The following is a 25842-nucleotide window of genomic DNA, read 5'->3' on the forward strand; positions in this document are numbered from 1 at the left end:
CACGCCATCATCGTGTGATTCCGTGGGGGTGCCCTGATGACCGTTGACGATCCTGCCGGACTCCGCGCCTACATCCTCAAGCGGTCCGTGGAGCTGTGGTGTCCCTTCCCGGTGCGGCGGGCGAGCGGTGATCCCCGCGCCGAGGAGCGGCTGGTGTCCTGGATCGTGGACACCGGCTTGGCGGGCCCGCTCACGGACGAGCAGCGGAACAGGCTGCCGGTTGTCTTCGCCGCCTACCGGCTCACCGAATGGCGGGCGTTGAACTTTCCCGACGTGCTGGAACGGGAAACACAGTGGCTCATGGACCGCTGGCTCGGGCTGGGGCTCGTTCTGGAATGGATCCTCGACCAGTCCGTCACAGCGTGCCCCGGCCAGGACGAGAGCACCTGGAAACTGGGAGAACAACTGGCCCGGCTGTTCCGCACCGGCCCCGGAACCGGGCTGCTGACGCCGAAAGCCTGGGCAGCAGCCGTCACCTGCACTGCGGAACTGCTGGAGGAGACCGAGCGACGGCACGGAACGGAATGGCGCCAGGAGTTCGGCGACGCGTTCGCCCGTACCGTGGAAGCGTCCGTCCTCGAAACCACACAGAACACCCTCGGCCGGGTCACCGGGCTGACGCCCTATCTCTGGCTGCGCCCGGACAGTTACGGATCGCTGCCCCATGTACTCCTCGCGCTGATGAGTCAAGGGGTGCACGCGCGGGCGCGTTTTCTCCGGCACGCGTGCGCGGCGGGTGCCGTCCGGGCGGCCATTCTGCACAACGCCTTGGTCAACGACATCCTGGGGTACGCGAAGGAGTCCGTCCTGGAGAACCTCAACGGGAACGCTGTCCTCATCGTCCAGCGACAGCACGGGGCGACCCTCCACGAGGCGGTCTCCACCGTCATCGGCATGTGCAACGAGCAGGTCCGGACCCTGGAACACTTCGCGACGCTGCTCCGGGAGTCGGCCGTCGGCTTCCCCACCGGTGAACAGAGCGCCGTGGCACCCTTCACCGAGATGCTGCGATCCAATGTGTCAGGGGTCATCAGGTGGCATCTCACGGCCCCGCAGTACGCCGCATGGACGCCCGAGGATCACGGCTGACGCACCGCACCGCTGTCCGCCGGCTCGCGGGCGACGACCCGCATCCACAGGTTCCGGGGCCCCAACGAGGCCTTGACCGCCGGGCGTACGGGCTCGTCGCCGAGGGGGACCAGCCGCCAGCGGGCGGCGACGGCGGCCAGGATCAGGACACTCGCCGCCATGCCCAGCCGGTCGCCGATGCACTTGCGCGCGCCCGCGCCGAAGGGAAGGTAGGACGTACGGTCGGGAGGCGCGGCACACCACCTTCCCGGGTCGAAAGCGTCCGCGTTCTTGTACAGGTCCGGACGACGGTGGATCAGGTACGGGCTGACGGCGACCGTGGTGCCCGCCGTGAGCGGCACCCCGCCGAGCTCGGTGTCCGCCGTCACGACGCGGGTGAACAGCCACGCGGGCGGATACAGGCGCAGGGTCTCGCAGACCACACGGGTGGCGGTCTCCAGCGACGGCAGACAGGAGAAGGCAACGGACGAACCGGCCCACACCCTGCCGGCCTCCGCGTGGAGCTCGTCGTCGGTCTCCGGGTCCCCGGACAGCAGATGGAGTGCCCACGCGAGCGTGCTGGACGTCGTCTCCGTCCCGGCGAGGAGGAACGTCAGGACCTCATCGGTCAGTTCCGCCTCGCTCAGCACCGGGTGGCCGTCACAGCTGTCCGGGTCCACTGCGCTCAACAGGGACGACAGGAGATCCCCGTGGTCGGCACCGTCGGCACCGTCGGCACCGCCGGCGCTGCGGGCCACGATGATGTCGCCGACCGCGCGGCGCAGCCGGGCACGCGCCCGGTGGTACCGCCGGTTCGCCGGAGTCGGTATCCGGTCGGCGAACGCAGGCGTGATCATCCGCCGCAGGACGCCCCGGAAGTACGTGACGGTGTCGTCGAGCACGCGCTCCACCGCCTCCGGTGCGAATCCCGTGGCGAACATCGCCTCCACCGTGATCCGCAGGGTCAGGGCCATCATCTCGCGGTTCACATCGATGATCTGGCCGTCGTGCCAGGAGCCGACCGCTGCCCGCGCCCTGGCGGCGATCACCGCGCCGTAGCCCGGGAGCCGCCCCGGCGCGAACGCGGGCTGGCACAGCCGTCGTTGACGCCGGTGCAGAGCGTACGGGCACGTCGCCAGTCCGTTGCCCGCGACTTCGCGGAGCCTGTCGAACATCGGCCCGCCCTTGTCGTAGACGCGGTCGTCCAGCAGCACGTGACGTGTCAGGGCGGGGTGGCACACCACGACGACCTCTCGCGATCCCACGCGGATCCGTACCAGATCGCCGTGGGCGGGAAGGGCGGACACGAACCCCAGCGGGTCACGGAGCAGGGACAGCCCGTGCCCGAGGACCGGTAAGGAACCCTGGGCCAGGGGGACGGGCGTCACAGCGCTTGGCCTCATCTGTCCTCCACGGGCCCGGTGCGCGGACAGCGGACGCGCCGTCCGAGCGACGCTCTCCATGCTTTCCCCGGCGCCGTGCGGTATGCCCGCCTCGCACGGCGCGTGGGAGCAGTCCCCGCGCCACCGCGCGGGACGACGCGCGCCCCTCCGCCCGCCGTCCGCCTGCCGTCCGCCCGCTCCCGCGGCGATCAACTTTCGGCCCCGCACCATCCACCGGAGTCGACAGACCGCTGCCCGGGCCGCGTCTAGCCTCGGCGGGAAGTGCCCACGTGCCCGGACCGTCGGAGGACACCGCTTTCCCATGACCCAGAGCCTGTTCGAGGAACGACTCACGGTGGCGGAGGAGCGGCTGCGCCGCCTCTACCTGCGGCACGAAGGCGGTGACGCGCACGAGGCGGAGACGGACCCCGAGACGTTCCCCGCCGACCCGTACCCGTGGCCCGAGCCGGAGCGGCTGGCGGAGCTGGCCGCGGACGGGGACCGACTCGCCGCCCTGGCCGGGGAGTTCGCGCTCTCCGAACGCGAGACGGACCTGCTGATCACCTGCCTGCTGCCCGAGATCAACCCGATCTGCGGCACCGCCTTCCGCTTCCTGAGCGGGCTGCCCACCTCCCGGCCCACCGTGTCCGTCGCCCTGTCCGTGCACGGCATCTCCGTCCCCGACGCCATCGCCGACGGCCTGCTGCGCGAAGGATCGCGCCTGCTGGCCGATGGCCTGGTCACCTACGGCGTCCCCGAGGCGGCCTTCCCCGAGCGCGTGCTGAACGTCCCCGACCGGCTGCTGGACTTCCTCGTCGGCCGCGACACCGGCCGCGACGCCAGCCGTGACGCCAGCCGTGACGCCGGTCGTGACACCGCGCAGACCGCCGGCAGCCGCTGGCTGCGGGTACTGCCGGAGCACCCCGAGGACGCGCACGGCCACCACCACGAGCAGGCACGGGAGTTGGCGGTGGCCGTCGCCGACGACCCGCACCGTACCCGCTACCTGCGGCAGGGCATCGGCGGCGAGGCCCTGCCCGCCGCCCGCGCCGCGCTCGCCCTCCTCGGACGCACACCCCTGCTCCTCGAACCCGACGCACTCGCCCTCGGCGAGGACACCCCCGACCGGCTGGCCGAACGCACCGCCCTGGAGGCCCGGCTGCTCGGCGCCGCCGTCCTCGTCCCCCTGCCCCCGCCCGGCACCGCCGCACCCGACCGCGCCGAACTGCTCAAGCGCGTCGTCGCCGTCCTCGACGAAGCACCGCTGCCGCTCCTGCTGTACGGCAGCGAAGCCTGGGCCGCGTACGAGTGGGACACCCTCCTGCCCGCGGAGACCGACCTGCGCCCCGCCGACGCCCGCGGCCCCCGCCACCGGCTCGGCGCCGCCGCCTCGGCGGCCGCCGAACGCGTCCACCGCGCCGCCGCCCTCAACGCCACCACCCCCGCACCCGACGAGGTCCACACCGCCGCCCGGCTGCGCTCCGCCGCCGAACTCGGCGCCCTCGCCCGGCACATCACCCCCGCCGTCGGCTGGCAGGACCTCGTCCTGCCCGAGCAAGTGCGCACCCGCCTCGACATGCTCGTCGCCCGCATCCGCCACCGGGAGGCCGTCTTCCGCGACTGGGGACTGCGCCGCGGCGGCGGCCGGGGACAGGGCACCACCGCCCTGTTCGCCGGCGAATCCGGCACCGGCAAGACCATGACCGCCGAGGCGGTGGCCGCGGAACTCGGCCTCGACCTGTACGTCGTCAGCCTGCCCTCCGTCGTCTCCAAGTACATCGGCGAGACCGAGAAGAACCTGGAACGCATCTTCTCCGCCGCCGACGCCCTCGACGCCGTCGTCCTCTTCGACGAGGCCGACTCCATGTTCGCCAAGCGGGGCGAGGTCAAGGGCTCCAACGACCGCCACGCCAACATGCAGAGCGGCTACCTGCTGCAACGCCTCGAAGCCTTCAACGGCCTCGCGATCCTCACCACCAACCTCCGCGCCAACATCGACACCGCCTTCACCCGCCGCTTCGACGAAGTCGTCCACTTCGAGAGCCCCGGCCCCGAGGTCCGCGCCGTCCTGTGGCGCTCCCTCCTCGGCGAGGCCGCCGAAGGCCTGCCCATCGAGACCATCGCCGAGGCGTACGACCTGGCCGGCGGCAGCATCCGGGCCTGCGTCGAGAGCGCCGTCTTCGCGGCCGTCGCCGCGGAGCGCCCGCTGACCGGCGAGGATCTGCTGCGAGGGGTCGAGACGGAGTACGGGAAGCTGGGGCGCCTCTTCACGCGGGCGGAGGTCTAGGCGTTCACGGCGTTACGCAGCCCGAGGCGCCCCGACCGCCCCGACCGCCCCGATCGACCCGATCGACCCGACCGACCCGATTGGCCCGATCGCCCCGACCGACCCGGCTGACCCGACCGACCCGGATCGCCCTCACCGACCCGACCGCCCCTCCGCGTACCCGCAGGTGACCCGACGATGACCGAGACACGCCCCGAAGCACCGCTCCGGACCGCCGCCGCGCGCCGCCTCTCTGCTCAGCAGCCGGCCGTGCGCCCACCCGGCACGATGGCGCCCGGACTGGACCCGGCCGCCGCCACCGGCACCCCCTTCGAGCAGGCACGCCGACTGCTCGAAGCCGCCGACAACGACTGGGTGACGGCGAAGGAGCGCTACGGCGGCTCCGGCCAGGCGCCCGACCGCATGTGGAGCCTGTTCCACTACCGCAAGGTCTACATCGACGCCAAGCTCCTCCAACTGCGCGCCGTATACCCGCAGTTGCGGATCCGCTCCGTCGGCAGCGCCAACCCCACCTCCGACTACGACATCACCGTCAGCGGTCCCGGCGCCGCGCAGGCGGTCGCGGAGTTCAACGAGTCCTTCCGCCGCGAGTGGGGCAAGGAATCGGCCACCGTCTTCGACGTGAACCTCTACGTCAAGGACTTCATGCCCGAACGCGGCAACTTCGCCTTCCCCTACGCCCCCGGCACCCCCGGACTGCTCTGGAACGACAGCGAACTGCTGACGCCGGTGAAGGGGGACGCGCGCCGGGCCCGCTCCTGGAAACAGAAGGAGGACGGCACCTGGGAGGCGGACGGCGGCCGCAAACTCAGCCCCGAACAGCCCGACACCGGCATCGTCGAACCACGCGACCCCGTGGCCCGGGCCCTCGCCCAGGTCGACCAGGACATCGCGGCCCTCACCAAACTCCGCAAGTACATGGACGCCGCCGAATGGCAGGCGTACGTGGAGCAGCTGGCGGCCCTCGTACCGGACAGCGCGCGCGCCGACACCCTGCGCCGCCACCGCGCCGCCGACACCGTCCACCGCCGCGCCACGGCCGAACTCGCCGGGCGGCTGCGCGAGGAGACCGCGCACGTACGGCCCGGAACGACCGACGAGGCCTACATCGAGGAACTCGAACACTCCCGTCCCGACGCCGTCGTCCGCGCCCGCAACCTCATCTACGCCGAACACGCCGCGCGCCTCAGCGCCGCCCAGAAACGCTACGAGAAAGCACCCTCCGACGCCCTCGCCCTGGATATCCGGGCCGCGACCAGCTACTCCCTGTGGCACGCCATGGAGGCCTACCACTCGCAGGGCGCCGTCCTCGACGTCGTCGGCAAACAGGCCAAGAGCGACGTGAAGGTCACCGGCGCGCACTACCTGCAGTCCTTCAACGAACAACTCGGCGACCTGCTCAAGGACTTGAAGCACTACGGTGACGCCGGCGAGGCGTTCTACCGCAGCGCCAAGTACCTCCAGCGCATGATGGCCGCCGCCCGCCGCGCCCTGGACGCCACCGGCGCCTCACTGCCGGATGAACAGCTCGCCCTCCTCACCCAGTTGGAGGAGATCAGCTCCGCCGACGGCACGCTGCTGTCGATGCGGGGCAGCCACGAGTGGTACGCGGCGGCTTCCGCCGAGGACAAGTCCGAGATCGCGACGGGGGTCTACGGCCGTACGCTCGGCATCACGGGCAAGGACGGTTTGCGGAGTGCGGTGCTGGAGTTGGGGGCTCGGGTGAATGCGGCGGTGCGCGCACGGGCCTGAATCCGAGTGGATGTGGTAGGGCGGGGCCGGGAGTCCGGCCCCGCCCTATCGCATGTGCCGGTTCACCTTCCCGAACCGCCCACCGCGGCCAGACTGTCACCGACTGCCTGGTAGACACGGTCGAGGTAGCTGTCCATGTACTGCGCCCAGGACTTCTCGGCAGGGCGGCGAATCTCCAGCACCGCGGCCGGCAGCGAGTGGCCACCGGAGTACTTCACCGTGTCGTGCACGGCGCCGAGCCCGCCCAGCGAGCCCGCGTCGTGCAGCCTGTGGAGCTGGTTCAGCAACTCCTGGAGCTGTTCGGGCTCTTGGGGGACCGAGACGGGCGAGAACGCGTTGTCCGAAGGGGACTGCACGGAGACATCGCGGGAGAGAGCCGCCGCCCGGCCGCGGGCGCTGTCGTCGGAGAGACCCGCCAGCTTTCCTTCGACCGTCAGGAGGTCGACACCGGCGGACAGTCCTTGGTCCGTGACGCGCGGAAGCATGGCGCGCAGCCACGTGTCAACGCTGGTGGTCAGCCGCGCGACGGGCAGCGTCGTCCCCGGGGCGGCCAGCGACGGGGAGACGACCGGCTCATCGGGAGACCGTCCGCTGATCCGGGCCAGTGCCTCGACCCATGCGTCGGGGTTCGGCGCCAGCAGCTCACGGTCCGCCGCGGGCAGCAGCATGAACATGTGCGGGAGGGCAGTGCGCGGCATCACGGCGAACGCACCCTTGAGGAAGGGGATGCTGGAGCAGCCGCGTGAGGCTCCTTCGGTCAGCATGGCGGCCAGTAGGGCGGCCAGCCCTGTGAGTTCGGCTGAGGGCTGGCCGTCCCTGCTGAACACTGGGGCGAGGTGACGTGCCAGCTTCTCCTCGGCATGGACGCCGGGCGGCACGACCGTGGCCAGTCGGTCGTCGTTGAGGGTGCGCAGCAGTCGGGGGATGGCAGCCAGCGGAATCCCGGCAGTGACCTGGAGGAAGGGGTTCCAGGCCGCTGCCTTTCCCGGAAGCTGTGGCGGGTGGATGAGATACCCCGGGGCCCCGCCGACGAGCTTGCCGGACTTGACCGCACGCTTCTTGCTGCCCGCCGATGCCTTCAACTCGTCAATCAGAGCGCACATTTCGCGCTTCATAGCCAGCCATTCCTCGGCCCGGGTGACCCCCGGCGAGTCGGTGACCATCTCCAGGACGGACACGGTGTCGCCCGAGCTCTCCGCCTGGAGTTCGAAGTGCGGGCGCTTGATGATGACCGTCTTCGTGGGGACTTTCGCCCCGCTCGCGTCGGTCACTCTCCAGCGCTGCTCCTCCAGCTCGATCCCGATGTTCCGTTGGGTGACGACATTGCCGTCCTTCTCCAGCTCCGATCGGTCCAGCGCATGGGCGAATGTCGCTTTGCCCAGTGCCCACAACTGCAGTGCGGTCAGATGAGGATGGCTGAGTTGCAGGAGGCTCTGCCGGTGCCAGGTGTCCTTGCGCTCCGCCTCCTCGTCGAGCAGATGGCGATGCTGGACCGGTGCCGATACGGCCGGGCGTGCCTGGCGGCTCGGCTTGCGCGAGAACATCATCTGTCTCCAGGAAGGTGCGGGCGCATCAGCCGATCTCCTCGACATTCCGCCGCGGCCGCCGCGTCCCGCGCGGCCGCGGCGGACGGGCCGGCGGCTCCTCCGCCACGATCGGCGGGTCCAGTCGCCCCGCCCGCAGGGTGACGCCCTTGATCGGCTCGGTTTCCACCGTCGTGGACGTGCCGACGACGGGAACGGTCACCAGCAGGTCCAGGACGGGGCGGGGCGGAGTGCCCAGGCTCGACCAGAGTTTGGCGGAGAGGGGTTCCGCCCCCTCCGGGGTCTCGCGGAGTTTGAGGATCAGGGGGCCGGCCGTCGCGTCGCGGTAGGGGGCGAGTTTCTCCGTGGTGACGGACCACTCCAGCAGCGTGCCGAGGAGGCTGTGTTCGTCGCGCGGGTTCTGGGCCCAGACCGTGAGGGCGTAGCCGAGCTTGAACCAGCGGGTGGGGCGGTGGTAGGCGACGACGACGCCGTGTTCGTCGATGACGCTGGAGTCGCCGGTCTGCCGCTGGGTGAGGTCCTCCTCGACGCTGTGGAGGAAGAGGTTGACGCACAGGCCCGAGCGCCGCGCGGCCCAGTCGGAGTTCGGCGTCTCGAAGGCGACTTCGGCGTTCACGCCGCTCAGGGGGCCGCGCCGCAACTCCTTTTCAAGGGTGCTGTCTACGTGCTGGACGATGCTCAACTTTCGGACTCCGATGGTGGAACGGGGGTGTGGTCAGGAGGAGGCCGGGGGCGTTTCCGGCTCGGCGTTCGGGCCCTTCAGCGGGATCAGGTCGCCGACGACCTCCGCTGTGACGTTGCAGGTCGCCGCAGGGGGAGCGGAGGGCGAGCCGGAGGGGGAAGGGTTCGGGTTGGGGGCGTTGACAGGGCAGTCCACCTGCACGGTCAGCTTTTGGCCCTCCTTGAGGGAGCGCGGCGCCGCCGGCGTGTAGTCCTTGATGTTCTTGACGTTCGTGCTCTGCAACTGCTCGCTGCCGGCCTTGAGGAAGACCGTGGCGTTGTCCGGTCCGGAGGCGCTCATCTTCACTGTCTTGATCGCCAGCCGGTAGCCCTTTGCCACCGTGTAGGAGTCACTGGACTTGTTCTTCTTCGTGTCCAGGGCGAGCGACTTCTGGAACGGCTTCTTCTCCAGGGCGCCCTTCTCGGCCTCCGCCTTCTTCTCGTCCTCCTTCTTCTTCTCCTCGTCCTTTTTTTTCTTCTCCTCGTCCTGCTTCTTCTTGTCCTCGGCCTTCTTCTCCGCTTCCTTCACCTCCTCCTGCTGCGTGGGCCCCTTCGCCGTCTCGGTCTTCGCCTCCGGCTTCTTGCCGCCCACCGGGGAGAACCACAGGGTCACGAGCGTGATCAGGACTGCCGTCACCGCGATGAGCGCCTTCAGCACGGGCTTGGGGACGAGCGGGTGCTGCCGGTGGACGTAGGAGACGGTGCGTTCCTGCCCGTCGTCCCAGCCGGCGGTGACCCCGATCTTCCAGGGGGTCGCCGCGCCCGTGAACTTCGGGTTCGTCACGCGCGTCATGATGCTGATCCGGGCCTGTTCGCCCGGTTCGAGGGTCAGCCGGGCCCGCCGCAGTTTCGGCCGTACGAGCGCGTCGTCGGCTTCCGGCGCCACGCGCAGCCGTACGGCCGTCGTGGTGTTGCCGGTGTTCTCCAGCACGATCAGGTTGCTGCTCCACAGGGCCCCGCCCACCCGCGAGCGCACCGTTTCGACCGCCAGGTCGTGGAACTCGCCCACGTTGATGACGGCTTCGGGCACGGCCACGGCCGCCGGGTCCTCCACGGAGGCGACCCGTACCGCGAACGTCAGTCTGCCGGGGGCGAGTTCGCTGTCACGCGGCAGCGTCAGCGGAATGTTGATCTTCTCGTGGTTGCCGGGGTAGACGGGCAGCCTGCCCAGTTGCGCGTCGATGTCGGGCCAGCCGGCGGGCGGCCCGAGCAGCCGCAGCCGGTAGGCGTCGACGATCCGGCTCTCGTTCCACACCCGCAGATGGGCGGTGATCGAACCGCCGGGGGTGATGACGTCCTCGGGGACGGTGAGTTCGGCACGTACGCTCATGAGTCCTGCCGGCTGAAGAACTGGATCTCGGCCATGGCGACCGGCATGTCCGGTTTGAGGCCCGGGTTGATCGCCTCGATCGTCACCCGTACCTGGGTGACGTCGTCGATGCCCAGGTCGAAACGCTGCGGGCCGGGCTGTCCGCCCAGCTCGATCTCCTTCTCCACCGTGCCCTGCCCCGTGGTCGCGGTCACCTTGATCTTCGTGGGCCTTCCGGTCTCGGCGAACTGTTTGGGGGCCTTGGCGGCCCCGTTGATGATCAGGAGCGAGGTCAGCCGGAACGGGGAGTTGAACTTGGCCGTCCAGTACTGGCCGACGGCGTCCTTGCCGCTGCCCTGCGGCGCCCACGCCCGGTTGTCGACTCCGTCGGTGGCCAGTTCCGGTTCGAAACCCTTCGCCGAGCTGGAGGCGGCCACCGCGTCGGGGGTGACGGCGTGCTGCGACAGGAAACGGTCCTTGATCCTCGGTACGGCGTCGTGCGCGGCCGCCACCGCGCTGCCCGCCGACACCCCGGCGACCAGGCACAGCGGCAGCGCCGCCAGCGCGACGCCCCAGCGGCGGTCCCAGTGCCACACCTCCGGCCGGTCGAAGCACCGCTCGCGCAGCCGCTCCCAGCGGGTCAGCGGAGGTTCCTCCTCCTCGGGCTCGGGACGCAGCAGGGCACCGCAGGGGTGGCAGTACGTACGCGACTCCGCGTTCGGCCCGCCGCACTCCGGGCACTCCAGCACGTACGGCACCCCGCCCGGGGGCGTGGACGCGTCCGCGCCGGGCTCCTCCTCGGCCGGGTTCGTCCACATGACGACCTCACCGCTGATGACCTGGGTGCGCGCCGCCGCGGGCTCGGTGCCGGGCGCTCCCGCGAACGTGGGGTACGGCTCGGCGCCGCCGAAGTCGGGCAGGCGGCCCCCGGGTTGGGGCCGGGCCGTGTGGGGCGCGGGCTCCGTCGGCAGGGGCGCGAAGAGGGGGTCGGCCCAGGAGAGGTCCTGCGGGGGCGGTCCGGGGGGACCGCCGCCGGGACCCATGGGCGGGGAACCGACGAACGGAGGCCCCCCGGGCCCGCCGGAACCACCGCGCCCGGCCGCCGCCGGGCCCGGGCCACCGACGTCACCGAGGTCACCGAAGCCCGGCGCAGCCGACCGGTGCCGCCCGGTGGCCGTCCCGGAGAAACCGTCGCCCCCCGCTCCGAACGCCGGTTGCCCCGAACCGGAGCGCCCCGCGCCCGCGAAGCCGTAGTCGTCCGCGCCGTCGAAGCCGGACGCGGCGTGCCGCCTGGACCCGGGCGCTCCGGAGCCGGACTGTGCGGACCCGGACTGTACGGACCCGGGCTGTGCGGACCCGGGCCGGCCGGAACCGCCCCCGGAGGTCGCGGAGGACGGACCCGCACCGCCGGACCGCGCGGACCCCGGACCCGTACCGCCCCCCGCAGGCGGCACCGCTCCCTGCGCCGGGCGCGCCGCACCCTCCCGCAGCACCGGCGACCCCCCGGTCGCGTCCCATCCCAGATACGCGCCGCACGACACGCAGAACATCTCGCCCGGGTACGCCACCACCCCGCAACTGCCGCACATGTCCTGCTCGCTGGGCATGTGCCAGCCCCGGCGGGCGGAGGAGTCGGTGCCCATCAGCCCTCACCCCCCGTCATGCCCCGCACGAGCAGCGGGTCCTCGTCGTCCTCGACCGTCACCACGGCCGTCAGGTGCGCGGGCAGCCACTCCCGCACCAACTCCTCGACGTCCTCCACCACTCCGGGGCGGCCCGCCGACATCCCGTACGGCAGCAGCACCCGCACTCGCGCCCAACTGCCCGTCGGCGCGGGCACCGAGGGGTCCTCCGGGCCGGACGCCACGTGCGTGGCCCCCGACTCGGCGAGCTCCAGGCGTCCGCCCAGCACGTACCGCACCAGCAGGTCGAGTCCGGAGCGGGTGCCGCGCAGACCGTGCAGACGGTGCCCGAGCAGCAGGGCGTTGCGCCGGCCCGTCGTACCGACGCAGGCGGGCAGCGCGGTGTCGCTCCAGCCGAGCATCCACGTGACGAAGTCGTCGGGCGCGGTACTCGGGTCGAAATAGGCGTCCAAGCAGTCCAGTGCGGTGATCAGCGGGGCGAGCGTGTCGTCGAAACCGGCGATGAACCGGTCGGCGAAGTCACCCTGCCGGTAGCTCTCCGGCAGGATCGCGCGCAGCGACCGGCTCCCGGGCACCAGCGGCGGCACGGGGGGCACGGCCGGTACCGGTGCGGGTGCCGCCGCGGGCAGTCTCTCCATCAGTCGTTCTCTTCTTCCCTCTTCTTCCGGTGGCTCTTCTTCCAGCGGTCTAGCGGGCGTTCTTCACGGCCACCTGGTGGCGGAAGGAGAGGAACAGCGTCGCCGGACCCACGTCGATCCGGTCGGTGGCGGCCTGCCGCTCACCGGTGCCGAGGTCGGCGGGGTACATCTCCAGCCGGCTCACCGACTCCACGTCCTCGCAGCGGGCGGCGACCGCGTACAGGTCGCTCAGCCGCAGCGCCCGGCCCAGCGGCCAGCCGGAACGGCTGCCCGTGCCGGAGCCGGAGTCGGAGGGCAGCGGGCTCAGGCACTCGTAGAGCGCGCGCAGCACCCGCTCCTTGACCTCGGCCCGGTCCGCGCCCTTGGCCGCCTCGATCTCGGCGACGACCGTGACGCCCTGGTACGCGGGCCCGCTGACCGACACCGTCACACCCAGCGGCCGGGCCTCCTCCACCGCCCGCGCGGCGGCGGACAGCATCTCCTCGGAGGGCACCAGGTCCCGCCAGCTGTTCTCGTCCCGCACGTCACCGATCTGCGGGACGATCAACACCCTTACGAGACCGGCGCGTTCGGAGCCCGCCGGTTCGGCCACGCACTCGATGCGGCCCGCCTCCCGGCACGCGGCGCGCACGATCGACTCGTAGTCGGACGCGGTCACCGCCCGGTCCTGGGTGCGCAGCCAGTGCCCGGCCCGCTGCCGCACGCTGTCCACCGACTCGGCGTCCACGCCGCCGGTCGCGGGCTTGCGGTTCTCCACATGGGAGATCAGTGAGATCGGGGTGCGCAGCACGGTCAGTGTGGCCGTGGCGACATTGCCGCCGCGCCCGCCGCCGCGCCGGTAGGCGCCCGCCGTGATCCGGGCACCGATCTCGGGCACCGCCCCGTACTGCCGCATCTCGCCGTCCGGTTGCCGCACCGACGGGCCGAAGCGGACCGTGCCGCCGGCCTCGTCGACGGTGACGTGCCGGTCGGTCGGCGAGGAGTCCGCGAACGACTCCACCGCCTTCCACACCTGCCGCCCGGCCTTGGTCTCCACCGCCACCGCGCGCAGCGAACCGGCGACGACGGGCGTGCGGTGCAGGGTGAAGCACTGCCCCGGCGTGCCGTCGGAGACGCCGAGTTCGTCGTGCGGGATCGTCTCGCCCTCGACCGCGCCCGTGGTCCCGCCCGAGGTGTACGCCTCCAGGGTGGCGACCTTGGGGGAGGAGGAGTAGGCGGGCTGCCCCGGCGCCGCCTCGGTCATGCGGCAGCGCAGCCAGCCGGCGCGGCGCCGCCCGATGAGCGAGGGCACATGCCCGTCGGGCAGGTGCAGGACGATCTCGCCGGGCCGGTTCAGCCCGCCCGTGCTGTCGCTCTCCACCTCGCAGGGCAGCCAGCCCTCGCCGCACCACGCCTCCCACACGCGCGGCGGGCGGCGCGGGTCCACGCCCACACCGTCCATACGGCAGTCCACGCGCAGCGTCACCGCGCAGCGCGGCGCCGCCTGCGTCAGCCCCACCAGGAGGGCGTCGCCCGGCACCGGCGGCTCCGTGAAGCACGTCACCGGCTCGCCCGACTCGAAGCGCTCGGTGGCGAGTTCGGGCGTCTGCCCGGCCGGGGCGGAGCCGATGTGTGCCAGCGCGGTGGGCACGATGTCGAGTTGCCGGCTGACGGTGAACACGCGCGCGGGCCCGCTGCCCGTACGCGGCGTGGCCACCTCGGCGCCGACGGGCACCGTCACCTCCGCCTCCTGCGGGGCGGAGAGCCGGAACGTCAGCTCCGTACGCGCCGCCTGAGGCGCCGTCATCTGCACGCCCAGCAGGTCCAGGAACCCCAAGTGGATTTTCTCCGGTACCCGGTTGAGCCGGTACGACAGCTGGTCCACCATCTGCGCGAACGCCTCGATGAGCGCGACGCCCGGGTCGGAGACGTTGTGGTCCGTCCACTCCGGGCAGCGCCGCTGGATGAAGCGCTTGGCGTCGTCGACGAGGTCCTGGAAACGGCGGTCGTCGAGGTTGGGGCTAGGCAGCGGCATGGTCATCCCCCTGCGGGACGGTGCCCGCCTGCTCGGAACGGTCGGGTCCCTCGCCCTCGTGGGCGGGGATCACATAGAACGGATGGACCAGGTTGCGGCGGCTGTTGGTGCCGGCCAGGTGGTAGGCGATCTGGATCTCCAGCACTTCCTGCTGCCCGGCGGCCTGCGCGGCGATGACGTCGTCGACGACGATGCGCGGCTCCCAGCGCTCCAGCGCCCGCCGCACCTCGTGGGCGATGGCCCCGCTCGCCGAGGCGTCGAAGGAGCCGAAGACGCGGTCGCGGATCGCGCAGCCGAACTCGGGCCGCATGGGCCGCTCGCCGGGCTCGGTGCCCAGGATCAGCCGGATCGCCTGCTCGACGTCGGCGGAGCCCTCGGCCATCGCCACCCCGCCCGAGGGGCTGACACCCAGCGGGAAGGCCCAGCCGCGGCCGATGAAGAAGTCGGACACGGCTCAGCCTCCGATGAAGACGGTCGGGCAGCCGCCGGTGACCGTGCCGGGCCCGGCCACGCTGCCCTTGACGACGGCGGGCAGGCCGCCGATGAGCACCGGCTTGGGCAGCGGCAGCGGCACCACGGGCACCGGGGGCGGGGGGACGGGCGAACCGGGCGGCGGCACGACGTAGGCGCACAACGAGCCAGGAGTCGCGGCCGGTTGGCCCCCGATCAGCACGGTGGGCACCCCGGGCAGGGCGAGCGTGCCCTGGCCCACGGGCGCGGGAACCGGGCCGGGGTTGGGGATGTAGGCGATCGCGTCACCGACGCGGGCTGCGGCGGGCATGGGGTGGTTCTCCTTTTCCGGGTGGCGGGGAATCCCGGCGGTCAGTTGATCTTGACGGGGAGGCCGGTGATCTCGGTGAGGGTCTTACCGGCGAGCTTCGCCGTCAGACCGGTGACCTGGACCGGTCCCGCGGTGGCCTTGACGTCGACGTTCATGCCGGAAAGCTCCAGTGCCTGCGTGGCGTTGACCGTCACCTTCTGGCCCTTGAGCTCCAGCGGTCCCTGCTTCGCGTCCACGGTGATGCCGTTGTCGGCGGTGATCTCGACCTTGCCGTCGCTGTGCACGGAGATGACCGTCTTGTGCTGGTCGAGCTGGAGCTTGAGCTTGCCGTCGCCGGTGACGAGGGTCGCCCCCATCCCCGAACCGTCCGCGTCCAGCAGCTCCAGCCGGTGCCCCTTCTTGGAGGCGAAGGACCGCCGGTTGGTGACGCCCTTGCCATTGTCGACCAGGTCGAGTCTGTGCTGGGCCAGCTTGTCCACGCCGTTGTACAGCCCGCCCAGGACGTACGGCCGGTCCAGACAGCCGTGCTCGAAGCCGACGAGCACTTCGTCCCCGACCTCCGGCAGCACCACACCGTGGCCGCGGCTGCCGCCGAGCTGCACGGTGCGGGCCCAGTTGCTCTCGTACGTGCCGTCCAGCCAAGGGAGTTGGACCTTCACCCGGCCCTGCTTCCTGTCGTCCTTGATGTTGACGACGGTCGCCGGCATCAGCCCGTAGAAGCGGCGCAGCCCCTCTTCCCCGTCACCGGGCCGCCCGACCGCTGCCCGGTCCTCCCCCTCGTTCACCGTCAGCTCCGTCAGATAGCCCGACTCGGGGTGGTACTCATGGCGGACGGACGTGACCGTGTACTGGCCCTGGAACTTTTCGCCGAGACCGGTCAGCGATACCCCGGAGCGCAGCCGCAGCCGCGGCTCCCCGCGCACCACCGCACGCAGCCGGGGCAGCCCGGCCGCGACCTCCTGCGCCATGCTCGTGGCCACTGTCTCGACCTCGTCCTGGTTCCCGCGCGGCAGTCCGGCCAGCAGTATCGACGGCCCCGACACCGCACCGGACGGTGCGGTCCAGGCGGTGCTGTGCCGCGTCGTGGCCGGTTTGCCCGTGGCGGCGAACGCGGCCTTGCGGTCGGGATCCCAGGCACGCACGGCGACCTCGGCCACCTGGTCGTCCAGGGAGGCCGCCGAACTGACCTTCAGCAGGTTCGCGCCGAACTGCAGGGCGAACGGGCTGCTGCGGGCGGACATGCCCTTCGCCGGAGCGCTGGAGGCCCGGGCGGGCCGGCAGAAGTGCAGCTTGCCGTCCTGGAAGAACAGGTCCCGCCCGTTCTCCCGGGCCAGGTGGCTCAGGAAGTCCCAGTCGGACATGGCGGGCTGGGTGAGGAAGTCGTACCGGGTCCGGGTGTCGTCCACGGTCTTGATCTCGACACCGGCCTTCTTCGCCACCTCGCGAACGATGTCACCGGCCGTCATCTTCGCGTAGGAGGCGACCCGGTAGCCCCGGCGCAGCCGGTGCGAGCGGTCCTTGGCCCGCAGAACGGTGAACACCCCGCCGGCCCCGTTCGTACCACCGCCGTCCGAACTCGCCCTGGCCTCACAGTCGGTGACCTCGCCCTCGAAAAGGGGATGCTTGCCGTCGGAGGTCACCGAGGTCAGCTGGAGCGTGCTGCCCAGGGTGGCGCCCAGCTCGGCCAGCAGCGACGCGTTGTGCGGGTCGCGGAAGCCGATCTCGGCCGTGGCCGACGTATGGCTGTTCTCCTGCACGACTGCCCACGCCAGGGCGGTGCCGCGCACGGTGCGGCCTCCGGCCTTGACGATCAGCCCGGTGGTGTGACGCCCAGTCATGTCGGTTCCTTACGTGTGAGGGGAGGAGCGGAGGGTCCGGCGGCGTCGGGACGGTCAGTCCGTGGCGTTCGGCAGGACCAGCACCGTTCCCGGCCGCACCTTCGACGGGTCGTCGATGCCGTTCAGCTCGGCGATCTGCCGCCAGTCGGTCGCACGGCCCGTACTGTGCGCCGCGATGGACTGGAGGGAGTCCCCTCGCACGACCACGCTGAACTGCCGTGACGAGGGCGATCCCGACGCGAGTCCCTGACGTGACGTACTCATTCGCCGATCTCCTCCAAGGTGAGCTCGCACACGGCACGCAAAGGATGGCCGTCGCTGGAGAAACGGGTGAAGCGGACCGCGAGCCGTCTCATGACCGCGTAGAACCGTGCCGTCTCGCAGTGGCCCCAGCTGAACCTGACCCAGGGCGGGGACGCCTGGTTGTTGCTGAGGCTGTTCCCTTCCGGCCGGCAGCACGTGAGGAGCCTGCCGACCCGCTCGTCGACGGATTCGTCGTTCGACTTCGACTTGTCCAGGACGACGGTCATGGTGAGGACGCCGGGGTGGCTGCCCAGGAACTCGGGCACGGAAGCATTCGGCGCGAGGCGTGAGGAGTGCCGCGCCCAGGAGGTCTCCTTGACGAGGGAGAGCTCCGCCGGGTTGAACTGGAACTTGATCGGGTCACCCAGGCGACTGCCAGGCCCTTGCTGGCTGCCTATCGGCGGTTTGTAGATCTCCAGGGTGGCTTTGATCATCTGTTCCTCCGGCATGTGCCCTCCTTTCGGGGTCGGTTGTGTTACGGGATGAAGGGGGTGGGGTCATGGTGCTGCGCGGCGGCTGCTCGGGCTACTTGCGGAAGAACCCGCCGTGGACGAACTCGATCTCCTCCATGGCGGCCGCGCTGTCCGCCGCGTCCAGGTCCGGCCCCCGCCACGCCACGGGCATCACGTTCCGCAGCTCCCACTTGGCCACTGCCCTGGTGCCGTCGAGGACGGTGATCTGCCCGGTCGACAGGGACGGCTTGCGCACCGACTCCTGGACCCACTCGCACAGGTCCACCGGGGTCGTGCTCACGGGGCGGGTCACGACCAACGGCGCGTACCTGATCCGGGTGTTGAGGTGCATCAGGGAATCGTTGATGCCCCCTTCGGCGACCTCGTCCACCTCCACGGACAGCGCGAGTCTGCTGCAGCGCGTGAAGAGGCCGAGGTCCTTGCCGTCGATCGACAGCGAGAACCGGCTGACGGTTGTCACCTTGGACTCAGCGGGCACGGCCTGTGCCTCCGTTTCTCATGATGTCCTGCGATTCCTTGAGCAGAACTGCTTGCGGGATGCCCCAGCCGGTCGTCGGCACGGCGCTCTCGACGGTGCCGGTCAGGGCACCTGTGGGGGTGTCCGCGCGCAGACCGCCCGGCTCGGGTGCGTGTGCGGCGATACGGCGGAACACGGCGTGGCCGGGGGCGACTTGGGGAGGACTGGCCGGCCGGAGGGGGGCTGCGGACTCGGTCTGTGGGTGGTGAGCGGCCGCGCTTCGGGGACCGGGGAGCGGGGCCAGGGCCCGGCGGGGGTGGGACGGCGCCTCGGGAAAGGAGAGGTGCGCTGTGGGGAGGGGGCCTGTGCCGAGGTGTTGCTCGGCCGGGTGGGCGGCGTCGTGGTGCGTGGGGTCGTGAAGCGTGAGCGGCTGCGTGGACGTGAGCGGGGACGGCTCGGCGGCAACCGGGCCGGTGCGCAGGGAGGTTCGGGTCTCCGCGGGGGACGTGGGCAGCGTTCGCGGGCCGGGCACGGCGGGGTGGTGGTGGGCGGTGCCGGGTTCGCGGACGGGAGCGGGGGCCGGAGCGGGGGCGTGGAATTCTTCGGGGCCACCGTCGCCCGGGTGCCGGGCGGGGGACTGGCTGCCGGGTGCCCTGAGCGGCATGGCTCCCAGAGGCCTGTGCTCGACAGCCTCCGGGGTGGACAGGGATATCGGCGCCGCTGCTCCGGTGGCCGGGGTGCCGCTGCTCTGTCGGCCGGCGAAGGGGTGCCGGGGGCGCGGGTGTGGGCCTGCGGTGTTGGCGGAGCGGTTCGTGGTCTGCTGCGGTGCGGCTGTGGTGCGGCGGGTACGGGCGCGGGGAGCAGGAAGGGCAGGGGGTTCCGTGGTGGCGGTGTCGGCACGGCCCGACGTGGGGGAGGCGGGTGCGATGGGGAGCCGGCCGGTGTCCGGGGCGCTCGGCTCGTAGTGCCGGGGTGCGGTGGGTCGTTGCCCGGCGTCGGCGTCGGCGACGGCGTCGGCGCCGACGCCGGTGTCGGTCCCGGCGTCGTCGGACTTGCGGGTGATGGGTGCGACGGGGTGCCGATCGGAGTGTTCGGCGCTCGGCCCGTGGGGAGCGGGCGTGGTCCGGTCCTGCCCGGTGTCGGCGTGATCCCGCTCGCGAGGCATCCGGCCGCCGGACAGGCCGGGCTCGCGCGTCGTCGCGGTCTCGCCGTGCGTGAGGGACGGCGCGTCGGCGGAACGGTCCGGACGCGGGCGCACCTCGGCTGCGGGCGCGGGGGCCTGACAGTGGGGCGCCGGATCACTGTTGGCCGGCGGGTGTGTGAGGCCGTCCTGCGGATCCCCGGCGGGGGAGTGCGACGGGTCGGCCCTGTGGTGCCTGGGCCGCTCGGCGAGCGGGAGGTGTTCCGGGGCGGGCTGCGCGGGGCCGTGCAACTGGAGGGGCACGGCGTGACCGGTCGCCGGGGCGTCGGTGGTCCGTTGGCGGGACGGGGCGGCCGGATCGTTGTGCGCGGATATGTGCGCCGGCGGGGGTGTGGCGTTGCCGTTTGCGGGGGCGTCGACGGACGGTTTGCGGGTGGGGGCGACCGCAGGATGTGTGGGGTGCGGGGCGGCCTGGCCGGGTATGGGTGCGGCCGGATCGTGGTGTGCAGGCGTGTGCGTCCGCAGGCTTGCGGCTTTGTCCTGTGTCGGGGCGTCGAGGGACCGGTCAACTGTGGCCTCGACTGCGGGGCTTGTGGGGCGCTCCTCGGCCCGTGCGGGCACCGCTGCGGCCGAATCGGCGTGCTGGGGTGCGTGTGCTTGAGGCCGGGCGGCATTGCCGTCTGCGGGGCCGACGGGACGCTGGTCGGCCTGGCCGGACTTGTGTGCAGGCGTATATACCCGCGGCAGGGCGGCTCTGTCCTGTGCCGGGGCGTCGACGGACCGTTCGCGTGCGGCCTCGACCGTAGGGGGTGCAGGGCGCTCCTCGGCCCGTGCGGGCACCGGTGCGGTCGGATCGCTGTGCTGGAGTGTGTGTGCTTGCGGGAGTACGGCGTTGCCGTGTGCGGGGGTGTCGGAGGACGGTTTGCGGGTGGGTACGGCTGCGGGGCCGACGGGAAGCCGGGAGGCTTTGCCCTGTGCCGGGGCGTCGGTGGACCGTTCGCCTGCGGCCTCGGCCGCAGGGCGCGTGGGGCGCTCCTCGGCCTGCGCGGGCACCGGTGCGGCCGGATCGTTCAAGGCGGGGGCGGCAAGCAGTTGTTGGTCGTGCCAGGCCGTGTTCCGGGGGTCGCCGGGAGAGCGGTCGATGCGTACCGGGGACGGTTCGCCCGCCGGCGTACGCGTGGGCGGGGACGTGCCGTCGTGCGGTTCGGTGGCCTTGCGCGGGTGGAGACCTCGCCCTTCGGGGGGCCGGGGGTTCGCGTCGGTGATCGGGTCCGCCGGGCGGGCGGCGGCCGTACCGTGCCCGTCGTCGGGCACGTCGGGCTCACTGCCCCGGTGCGCGGACGTGCCCGCCCGGCGCCCGGCGAGGGGAAGCTGCTCCGGGGCAAGGGGTGCCGCCCGGACGATACGGATGGGCACAGCCTGGTCGGCAATGGTGGCGTGCGTACGGTCCTCGTCGCCCGAAGCGGCAGCGCGCAGCGGCTGCCCCGGAAGGCCGGCGGTGCGCTCCCGGGACGGCGTCACCGCGTCACGGTTCTGCGTGTTACTGGCCTGTGCGGTCTCGTCCTCGACGGTCTCGTGAGCGGAGCCGATGGCTGCCGCTCCGGCTGTCGACGCCTCGCTGACGGGCGCGCCCGTGGGCGAGAGATGTTCGTTTGCGACGGTAACGCCGTGGCTCTGTGCCGGAGTTGACCGCAGCGGTTCGTTCGCCGGGCGCTCTGCGGTGCGTACCGGATCCGATATCCGCGACGTGTTCGTGCCCTGCGTGCCGGGGGGCGTCGGCTCTCCGGTCACCGGGCTCGCGGGAGGTGTGCCATGCCGTTCGGCCTGTCCGGGTGCCGATGCGTCGGCCGACGGCCGTGCCTGCCGGTCGCGGCGGCTGTCGGGCGCCGTCACCGACTCGGACTCGTGCCGTGTCCGGGCAGGGGAAGCGGCCGTACGCTCCGGGTCGGCGGATGAGGCCGGCTCCGTGCGCCGGACCGCGGCGTCCGACCGTGCCGGGGACACGGGCGCATCGACGGTCCGCCCGGAACCGGCTTCCTGCGCCTCGTGATCCGAGGGCACGGCGTGTGTGTCGGGGCGGGGCCAGTACATGTCTGCGGTCGGCCGGGGGGTGCGCGAGAGGCGCACGGGAGCGGTCTGCTCTCGTGAGGTCTCCGGCCGACGGTCGGTGGTCGAAGAGACCGTGGCCGGTGCCTCGTCGGCACGCTCCGTGGGCCGCACATCATTCGTACCGGAGAGCGGTTCCGCCGCGAACTCCGGCCGCAGCGCCGCATGTTCGTCGACCGGCTCCTGCGCCGACTGCCGCGCACGCCGAACCGGGTTCTCGTGCGGAGCAACGCGCTCGTCGGCCGGGACCATGTCCGTGGTCCCGGCCGACGAGGAGGCGGTGCGGTGCGGGGTGCCCGGGCTGCTGGTCGGCGGGAGGGGTACGGCTGAAGGTGCCGCGTCCGTGCCCCCGTGGCGTAGGTCGTGCTCGGGGGCGGAATCTGCGGGGCCGGTTGGGGTGGCCCCGGTGGGGCCGGGGGCGGTCGAACCGTCGGCCGGGGGGACGGGCGTGGTCGAGGGCGTCGGGTGTTCGGCCGTTTCCCCGTCGTGCTTGTGGGTGGGACGGGCTGTACCGGCCTTGGCGGAGGGAGTCGACGCGGCGGCCGGGGAGATAGGCGAGGCTGGGGGCGTCGGGTGTTCGGCCGTGTCGCTGTCGTGTGTGTCGTGCTTGTGGGTGGGACGAGCTGTACCGGTCTTGGCGGAGGGAGTCGACGTGTTGGCCGGGGGGACGGGCGTGGTCGGGGGCGTCGGGTGTCCGGCCGTTTCCCCGTCGTGCTTGTGGGCGGGACGTGCTGTGCCGGTCTTGGCGGGGGCAGTCGACGCGTTGGCCGGGGATACAGGCGTGGCCGGAGACGTCGGGTGGTCGGCCCTGCCCCCGTTGCGCAGGGTGGAGCTTGCGGTCCCGGCTTCGGCGGGATTCGCGGTGCGGCCCGGGACTTCCGGCGCGCCGGTCACGGCCGTTGACCTCGGAGTGCTCGTCGGCTCCCCGTCGCGCCGGGGGGCAGGACCCGTCGCGTTGGTCTCGGCGGGGGCCGTGCTCGGGTCGTCGGGCGTGTTCCCGTCGAGTGCTGTGCGCCTCTGGGCGGCGCCCGCGTCGACCCAGAGGGCGTCGGCCATCGGGTCGGAGGCACCCTGCGTACCGGAGGGCAGGATGACTGCCGCTGCGGGCGCCGGGGATCCGGTCGTTGCCACGCTCTGCGCCCCGGCGGAGGGCACGGCCCGGCCCGGGACCGTACTGTCCTGCGGCGCGGACACGGTCCCGTGCGCCGCGCCCTCGTCTCCGGCAACGCCCTTGCTGCGCCGGTCTGTTGATACGGCCGTCTCCCTGGACATGCCGTGGCCGTGGTCCGGCGCGGAGACAGGTGCGATGCCGTCCGCCGGGCCGTCGTCGGCCGAAGGGTGCTCCTGGCCCTGGACCGCTGCCACGGTCCGGGGGGAGGGCGCGGCCCGGTCGGGGGTGCCGGAGGACGTACGGCCCTGCGCGGTGGCCTTGGTCACGTTCGGCGTACTGTCCGGACGCGGCGCCTCGTAAGGGGCGTTGGGCAGGGAGTCGCGCTCGCCGCTCAGAGCCGTCGAGGCGGTCCGGGCGCCCTCCGGCGCAGTGTGTTCAGGGGCGTTCGGTACCCCGGTCGGCGAGGAGGGCGCGGGGGAGCCCGCCGGGCTCCCCGGTGTTCCTGGCCCCTGCGCGACCTCCGTGTCGGTGTCGCCGGGGAGCGCCGCCTTCGCCCGGGCCCGGGCCAGGGGCGCGCCCGGAGCGCCCGGCGTGGCATCCGGGAACCGGACGGGCGCGGCCGAAGGCACCGGGGCTTCGGCAACGCCTCGGCTGTCAGGGGCCGTTGTGTCGGCCGGCGCGTGCGACGACGTCTCCACCGGGGAACCGGACGCGGCGTGCGCGCCGCCGTGAGTCGTCGCCGGAGCGTCGGCACCCGGTGCGTCGGTGTGGCGCACGGTCTCCGTTTCCGAACCCGCGCGCCCGGCTTCCGACTTCGGGGCCGTCACACGCTTGCCTTCGGCAGCCATCGCGGCCCCGGCCCGGGACGCGGCTCGTCCCGGAGCGTCCTGGACGTCGGCCTGCGCGGACGGCTCTGCGGCGGATGCCGGGTCCGCCGTCCGCGGGCCCGTACCGCGCTCGTCGTCCGGAACCGCCGTTCCTCGGGGCGTCGCCAGGGCACGGGAGTCGCGCTCCGGGGAACGGCGGAGTCGAGAGGAGTCCTCGGAACGGCGACCGGGCCGAGAACCATGAGGATTCTCAGCGGCATCCGGCTGGTGCTCGACGGCCGGCACGGGTGCCGCCTGAGTGGTGTTCGAGGGCGGAGCGGCCTCCGTGTGTCCGGTGCGTGGATCACCGGTCGGCATCGCACCTTTGTGGGACAGCGGAGCGGAAGAAGCAGAAGGGGTGGAGGCACGCGCATCCTCCGCGCGCTCATCGTCCGCGGCAGCGCGAACGGCCCCGGCACCACCCGTGGATCCCCCGGCTTCGGCGGCGCGCCCAGCCTCCGCGGCGCGCCCGGCCCCGGAGCCGCCCGCACGTTCCGCGTCTGCCGCCGCGCTCGCAGCACCCGACTCGTCCTCGGCCTCGGTGGCCTCCTCGGGCTCCGCCCTGCCGGCGGAGCCCCAGTACAGCTCGGCCACCGGCCGGCGAGCGGGCAGGCCCGTCGTGTCCCACAGTCCCGCTCGCGCCCGGAACACCAACGGTGCTTCCGCGGCGATCAGCGTGGTGAGTTCACCGCTGAGCCGGTGGTCGCGGAATGACGTCAGCCGTGCCGTCATCCGCTGTACGTCGGTGACCGGCGTCAACCCGCCCGCCGGGACGGGGCGGAACGTCTCCGGGAGCACCACCGGAACCCGTAGCATCGCAGGTGCTGCCGTCTCCATGGCCGCCCCGGCAGTGGCACTGCGATCCGCGTGCGCATCGGATGCCGGCACATCCGGCCCGGCGGAACCGTCCGCGTCGGCGCAGAAGTCGGCGCAGAAGACCGCATCCGCGCCGGACACTTCATCGGCACCGCCATGCGCGTCAGCGCCCGGCGCTGCATCAGGGCCGACATGCCGGTCGGTGCCCGCAGCCGCACCACCGCGCAGGTCCGTACCGTCCCCGGTCGTCACATCCGTACCCACACCCGCACCGGTGCCGGCAACCGTGCTCCTGCCGTCCCCGGAGCCCTCCGGCGCCGCAGGACCGACAGCCCCCGCCCGGGGAACCGCGGGCACACCGGACACCACGCCCGCCCGGGGAACCGCGCGCGCCGCCCCGGTGCCGTTCGCGGCTTCCGCACCGGACCAGGCCACCGCGTGGCGGCCGACGGTGCGGATGATCCGGTCGAGCATGTCTGTCAGGTCCCGTCTGCAAGACGTTGGTTGATGGTGGTGATCTGGCCGATCCACGAACGCCGCTCGATGTGCTCCATGTCGAGCAGCTGGTCGTGCGGCCAGTGGAAGTGGTAGGCGATGTACGCGAGCTCAGAACGCAGGTCCTCGGCCGCGTACGTTTTCATTCCCCCAGGCGGCTCCCCATGTCGACGTCGAACTCGTGGTCACAGCTGGGGCACACGGTCGTGGCGAGTGAGGAGCCATCCGTGTTGATCTTCTCGTAGAACTTCTGCAGGAACGCCAGGTCGGCGGCGAAGAGACCCTCGACGACGTCCGCGTCCACGTGTTTGAGGGTGCCGAGCCGGGTGATCAGTCGGCCGAGCAGGACGACCGAAAGATAGGCCGGGTTCTGCCGCACCCGGAGGTCCGTCAGCGGCACCAACTCGTCCCGGGCCGTGGCCAGTCGCATCGTGCCGTTCCGGTGCACTTTGCCCTCGGAGTCGACATAGCCTCGCGGCAGGGTGAAGGAGAACTCGGTGCGGAGGGCCGCGGACCCGGTCTCCGGGCCCGCGGCCTCCCGCGAAGGTGCGGGCGCGTCGTCCGCGGCGGGCCCATGGGAGGCGAGAGGCACCGCCTCGGAAACGCGCCCGCGCCTCACGCCGCCATCTCGATTCGGTCGCACTCGACGACGAACGTCTCCTCGACGACGCCGTTCGCGCTGTCGGAGCTGAGGTCGCTCGCGCTCCACGAGCTGACCCAGGCGTTGATCAGGTTGACCGTGATCTTCTGGCCCTTGTCGCCCTCATCGGTCATGAAGACGATGCTGGCCTGCTTCTTACCGTCCGAGACGTTGCCCTGGCCGTAGACCTTCTTGATCCAGTCGGTGACGGTCGGGCTCTTCTCCATGCTCCGGGTGATGCGGATGCTCGGAGTCTTCGGCGTACCGGCGGTCTTGTGCATCGACCACAGGCCGGTCTTGGCGTCGACCGCGGGGGCCTGGCGGACCTCGACGCCGATCTCCACACCACTGACGCTCTTGAGCTGCTCCAGCTGCAGTCCCTCCAGCTGGAAGGTGAACCGGTTGGCGGCGAAGGCGCCGCCAGTCTGAGTCTTCGTATCAGCCATTACTGCTCCTTG

General features: G+C 72.2%; 20 protein-coding genes. 3 read left to right on the forward strand and 17 right to left on the reverse strand.

Annotated features, from left to right (window positions below; translation table 11 throughout):
• The first annotated feature begins 36 nt into the window (after positions 1-36).
• Positions 37-1089 (forward strand): terpene synthase family protein, encoded by a 1053-nt coding sequence (locus tag ACFP1Z_RS19085; protein ID WP_390317657.1) that lies wholly within the window; start codon positions 37-39, stop codon positions 1087-1089.
• Here ACFP1Z_RS19085 and ACFP1Z_RS19090 read toward each other — a convergent pair.
• Positions 1080-2471 carry a cytochrome P450 gene (locus tag ACFP1Z_RS19090; RefSeq protein WP_390317658.1) on the reverse strand — a complete coding sequence of 464 codons (1392 nt, stop codon included), beginning with the start codon at positions 2469-2471 and terminating at the stop codon, positions 1080-1082. The two genes, ACFP1Z_RS19085 and ACFP1Z_RS19090, sit on opposite strands and share 10 nt — an antisense overlap.
• 301 nt (positions 2472-2772) lie before the next feature.
• Between ACFP1Z_RS19090 and ACFP1Z_RS19095 the strand changes: the two genes are divergently transcribed.
• Together ACFP1Z_RS19095 and ACFP1Z_RS19100 are read left to right on the forward strand one after the other, a co-directional pair.
• Positions 2773-4737: an ATP-binding protein gene (locus ACFP1Z_RS19095; RefSeq protein ID WP_390317659.1), complete on the forward strand. Its 1965-nt coding sequence runs from the start codon at positions 2773-2775 to the stop codon at positions 4735-4737.
• A 177-nt stretch (positions 4738-4914) separates the two neighbouring features.
• Positions 4915-6489: a hypothetical protein gene (locus ACFP1Z_RS19100; protein WP_390317660.1), complete on the forward strand. Its 1575-nt coding sequence runs from the start codon at positions 4915-4917 to the stop codon at positions 6487-6489.
• Between the two features lie 62 nt (positions 6490-6551).
• Here the strand turns inward: ACFP1Z_RS19100 and ACFP1Z_RS19105 are convergent, their stop codons facing one another.
• The 16 genes from ACFP1Z_RS19105 to ACFP1Z_RS19180 form a co-directional block, all read right to left on the reverse strand.
• Positions 6552-8033 (reverse strand): hypothetical protein, encoded by a 1482-nt coding sequence (locus ACFP1Z_RS19105; protein WP_390317661.1) that lies wholly within the window; start codon positions 8031-8033, stop codon positions 6552-6554.
• Positions 8034-8061: 28 nt separating this feature from the next.
• Entirely contained in the window at positions 8062-8715 is a 654-nt protein-coding gene (locus ACFP1Z_RS19110; protein ID WP_390317662.1) for a Pvc16 family protein, read from the reverse strand.
• Positions 8716-8748: 33 nt separating this feature from the next.
• The gene (locus ACFP1Z_RS19115; protein WP_390317663.1) at positions 8749-10083 is read right to left on the reverse strand and encodes a COG1470 family protein; all 1335 of its coding nucleotides are present in this window, start codon (positions 10081-10083) and stop codon (positions 8749-8751) included.
• Entirely contained in the window at positions 10080-11105 is a 1026-nt protein-coding gene (locus tag ACFP1Z_RS19120; RefSeq protein WP_390317664.1) for an NADase-type glycan-binding domain-containing protein, read from the reverse strand. The genes ACFP1Z_RS19115 and ACFP1Z_RS19120 overlap by 4 nt, the downstream gene beginning before the upstream one ends.
• A 599-nt stretch (positions 11106-11704) precedes the next feature.
• Positions 11705-12343 (reverse strand): hypothetical protein, encoded by a 639-nt coding sequence (locus ACFP1Z_RS19125; protein ID WP_390317665.1) that lies wholly within the window; start codon positions 12341-12343, stop codon positions 11705-11707.
• A 49-nt stretch (positions 12344-12392) separates the two neighbouring features.
• Complete coding sequence (locus tag ACFP1Z_RS19130; RefSeq protein ID WP_390317666.1) at positions 12393-14357, reverse strand: putative baseplate assembly protein; 1965 nt, start codon at positions 14355-14357, stop codon at positions 12393-12395.
• Entirely contained in the window at positions 14344-14808 is a 465-nt protein-coding gene (locus tag ACFP1Z_RS19135) for a GPW/gp25 family protein (protein ID WP_390317667.1), read from the reverse strand. The genes ACFP1Z_RS19130 and ACFP1Z_RS19135 overlap by 14 nt, the downstream gene beginning before the upstream one ends.
• A 3-nt stretch (positions 14809-14811) precedes the next feature.
• Positions 14812-15138 carry a PaaR repeat-containing protein gene (locus ACFP1Z_RS19140; RefSeq protein ID WP_390317668.1) on the reverse strand — a complete coding sequence of 109 codons (327 nt, stop codon included), beginning with the start codon at positions 15136-15138 and terminating at the stop codon, positions 14812-14814.
• A 41-nt stretch (positions 15139-15179) separates the two neighbouring features.
• Positions 15180-16976, reverse strand: coding sequence for a VgrG-related protein (locus ACFP1Z_RS19145; RefSeq protein ID WP_390317669.1), 1797 nt, complete (start codon positions 16974-16976; stop codon positions 15180-15182).
• A gap of 54 nt (positions 16977-17030) precedes the next feature.
• Positions 17031-17240, reverse strand: coding sequence for a LysM peptidoglycan-binding domain-containing protein (locus ACFP1Z_RS19150; protein ID WP_390317670.1), 210 nt, complete (start codon positions 17238-17240; stop codon positions 17031-17033).
• On the reverse strand, positions 17237-17728 hold the full coding sequence (locus tag ACFP1Z_RS19155; protein WP_390317671.1) for a CIS tube protein: 492 nt from the start codon (positions 17726-17728) through the stop codon (positions 17237-17239). The genes ACFP1Z_RS19150 and ACFP1Z_RS19155 overlap by 4 nt, the downstream gene beginning before the upstream one ends.
• A 76-nt stretch (positions 17729-17804) precedes the next feature.
• Entirely contained in the window at positions 17805-18230 is a 426-nt protein-coding gene (locus ACFP1Z_RS19160) for a phage tail protein (protein ID WP_390317672.1), read from the reverse strand.
• The gene (locus ACFP1Z_RS19165) at positions 18220-20871 is read right to left on the reverse strand and encodes a hypothetical protein (protein ID WP_390317673.1); all 2652 of its coding nucleotides are present in this window, start codon (positions 20869-20871) and stop codon (positions 18220-18222) included. Before ACFP1Z_RS19165 ends, ACFP1Z_RS19160 begins: the two co-directional genes overlap by 11 nt.
• Before the next feature lie 3857 nt (positions 20872-24728).
• A complete protein-coding gene (locus ACFP1Z_RS19170) occupies positions 24729-24890 on the reverse strand; it encodes a DUF6760 family protein (RefSeq protein WP_390317674.1) in 162 nt (53 codons plus the stop codon).
• On the reverse strand, positions 24887-25363 hold the full coding sequence (locus ACFP1Z_RS19175) for a hypothetical protein (protein WP_390317675.1): 477 nt from the start codon (positions 25361-25363) through the stop codon (positions 24887-24889). The genes ACFP1Z_RS19170 and ACFP1Z_RS19175 overlap by 4 nt, the downstream gene beginning before the upstream one ends.
• Positions 25360-25830, reverse strand: a complete 471-nt coding sequence (locus ACFP1Z_RS19180; protein ID WP_390317676.1) for a phage tail protein — start codon at positions 25828-25830, stop codon at positions 25360-25362. Before ACFP1Z_RS19180 ends, ACFP1Z_RS19175 begins: the two co-directional genes overlap by 4 nt.
• Positions 25831-25842: the final 12 nt, after the last annotated feature.

The sequence above is a fragment of the Streptomyces gamaensis genome (genome assembly GCF_042656465.1).
Taxonomy (GTDB): Bacteria; Actinomycetota; Actinomycetes; order Streptomycetales; family Streptomycetaceae; genus Streptomyces; species Streptomyces gamaensis.

Bases quoted from the DNA above. Each gene is read 5' to 3' on its own strand.
- ACFP1Z_RS19085 (WP_390317657.1), top strand. From the start codon at position 37: ATGACCGTTGACGATCCTGCCGGACTCCGCGCCTACATCCTCAAGCGG.
- ACFP1Z_RS19090 (WP_390317658.1), bottom strand. From the start codon at position 2,471: ATGAGGCCAAGCGCTGTGACGCCCGTCCCCCTGGCCCAGGGTTCCTTA.
- ACFP1Z_RS19095 (WP_390317659.1), top strand. From the start codon at position 2,773: ATGACCCAGAGCCTGTTCGAGGAACGACTCACGGTGGCGGAGGAGCGG.
- ACFP1Z_RS19100 (WP_390317660.1), top strand. From the start codon at position 4,915: ATGACCGAGACACGCCCCGAAGCACCGCTCCGGACCGCCGCCGCGCGC.
- ACFP1Z_RS19105 (WP_390317661.1), bottom strand. From the start codon at position 8,033: ATGTTCTCGCGCAAGCCGAGCCGCCAGGCACGCCCGGCCGTATCGGCA.
- ACFP1Z_RS19115 (WP_390317663.1), bottom strand. From the start codon at position 10,083: ATGAGCGTACGTGCCGAACTCACCGTCCCCGAGGACGTCATCACCCCC.
- ACFP1Z_RS19120 (WP_390317664.1), bottom strand. From the start codon at position 11,105: ATGGGTCCCGGCGGCGGTCCCCCCGGACCGCCCCCGCAGGACCTCTCC.
- ACFP1Z_RS19125 (WP_390317665.1), bottom strand. From the start codon at position 12,343: ATGGAGAGACTGCCCGCGGCGGCACCCGCACCGGTACCGGCCGTGCCC.
- ACFP1Z_RS19130 (WP_390317666.1), bottom strand. From the start codon at position 14,357: ATGCCGCTGCCTAGCCCCAACCTCGACGACCGCCGTTTCCAGGACCTC.
- ACFP1Z_RS19140 (WP_390317668.1), bottom strand. From the start codon at position 15,138: ATGCCCGCCGCAGCCCGCGTCGGTGACGCGATCGCCTACATCCCCAAC.
- ACFP1Z_RS19145 (WP_390317669.1), bottom strand. From the start codon at position 16,976: ATGACTGGGCGTCACACCACCGGGCTGATCGTCAAGGCCGGAGGCCGC.
- ACFP1Z_RS19150 (WP_390317670.1), bottom strand. From the start codon at position 17,240: ATGAGTACGTCACGTCAGGGACTCGCGTCGGGATCGCCCTCGTCACGG.
- ACFP1Z_RS19155 (WP_390317671.1), bottom strand. From the start codon at position 17,728: ATGCCGGAGGAACAGATGATCAAAGCCACCCTGGAGATCTACAAACCG.
- ACFP1Z_RS19170 (WP_390317674.1), bottom strand. From the start codon at position 24,890: ATGAAAACGTACGCGGCCGAGGACCTGCGTTCTGAGCTCGCGTACATC.
- ACFP1Z_RS19180 (WP_390317676.1), bottom strand. From the start codon at position 25,830: ATGGCTGATACGAAGACTCAGACTGGCGGCGCCTTCGCCGCCAACCGG.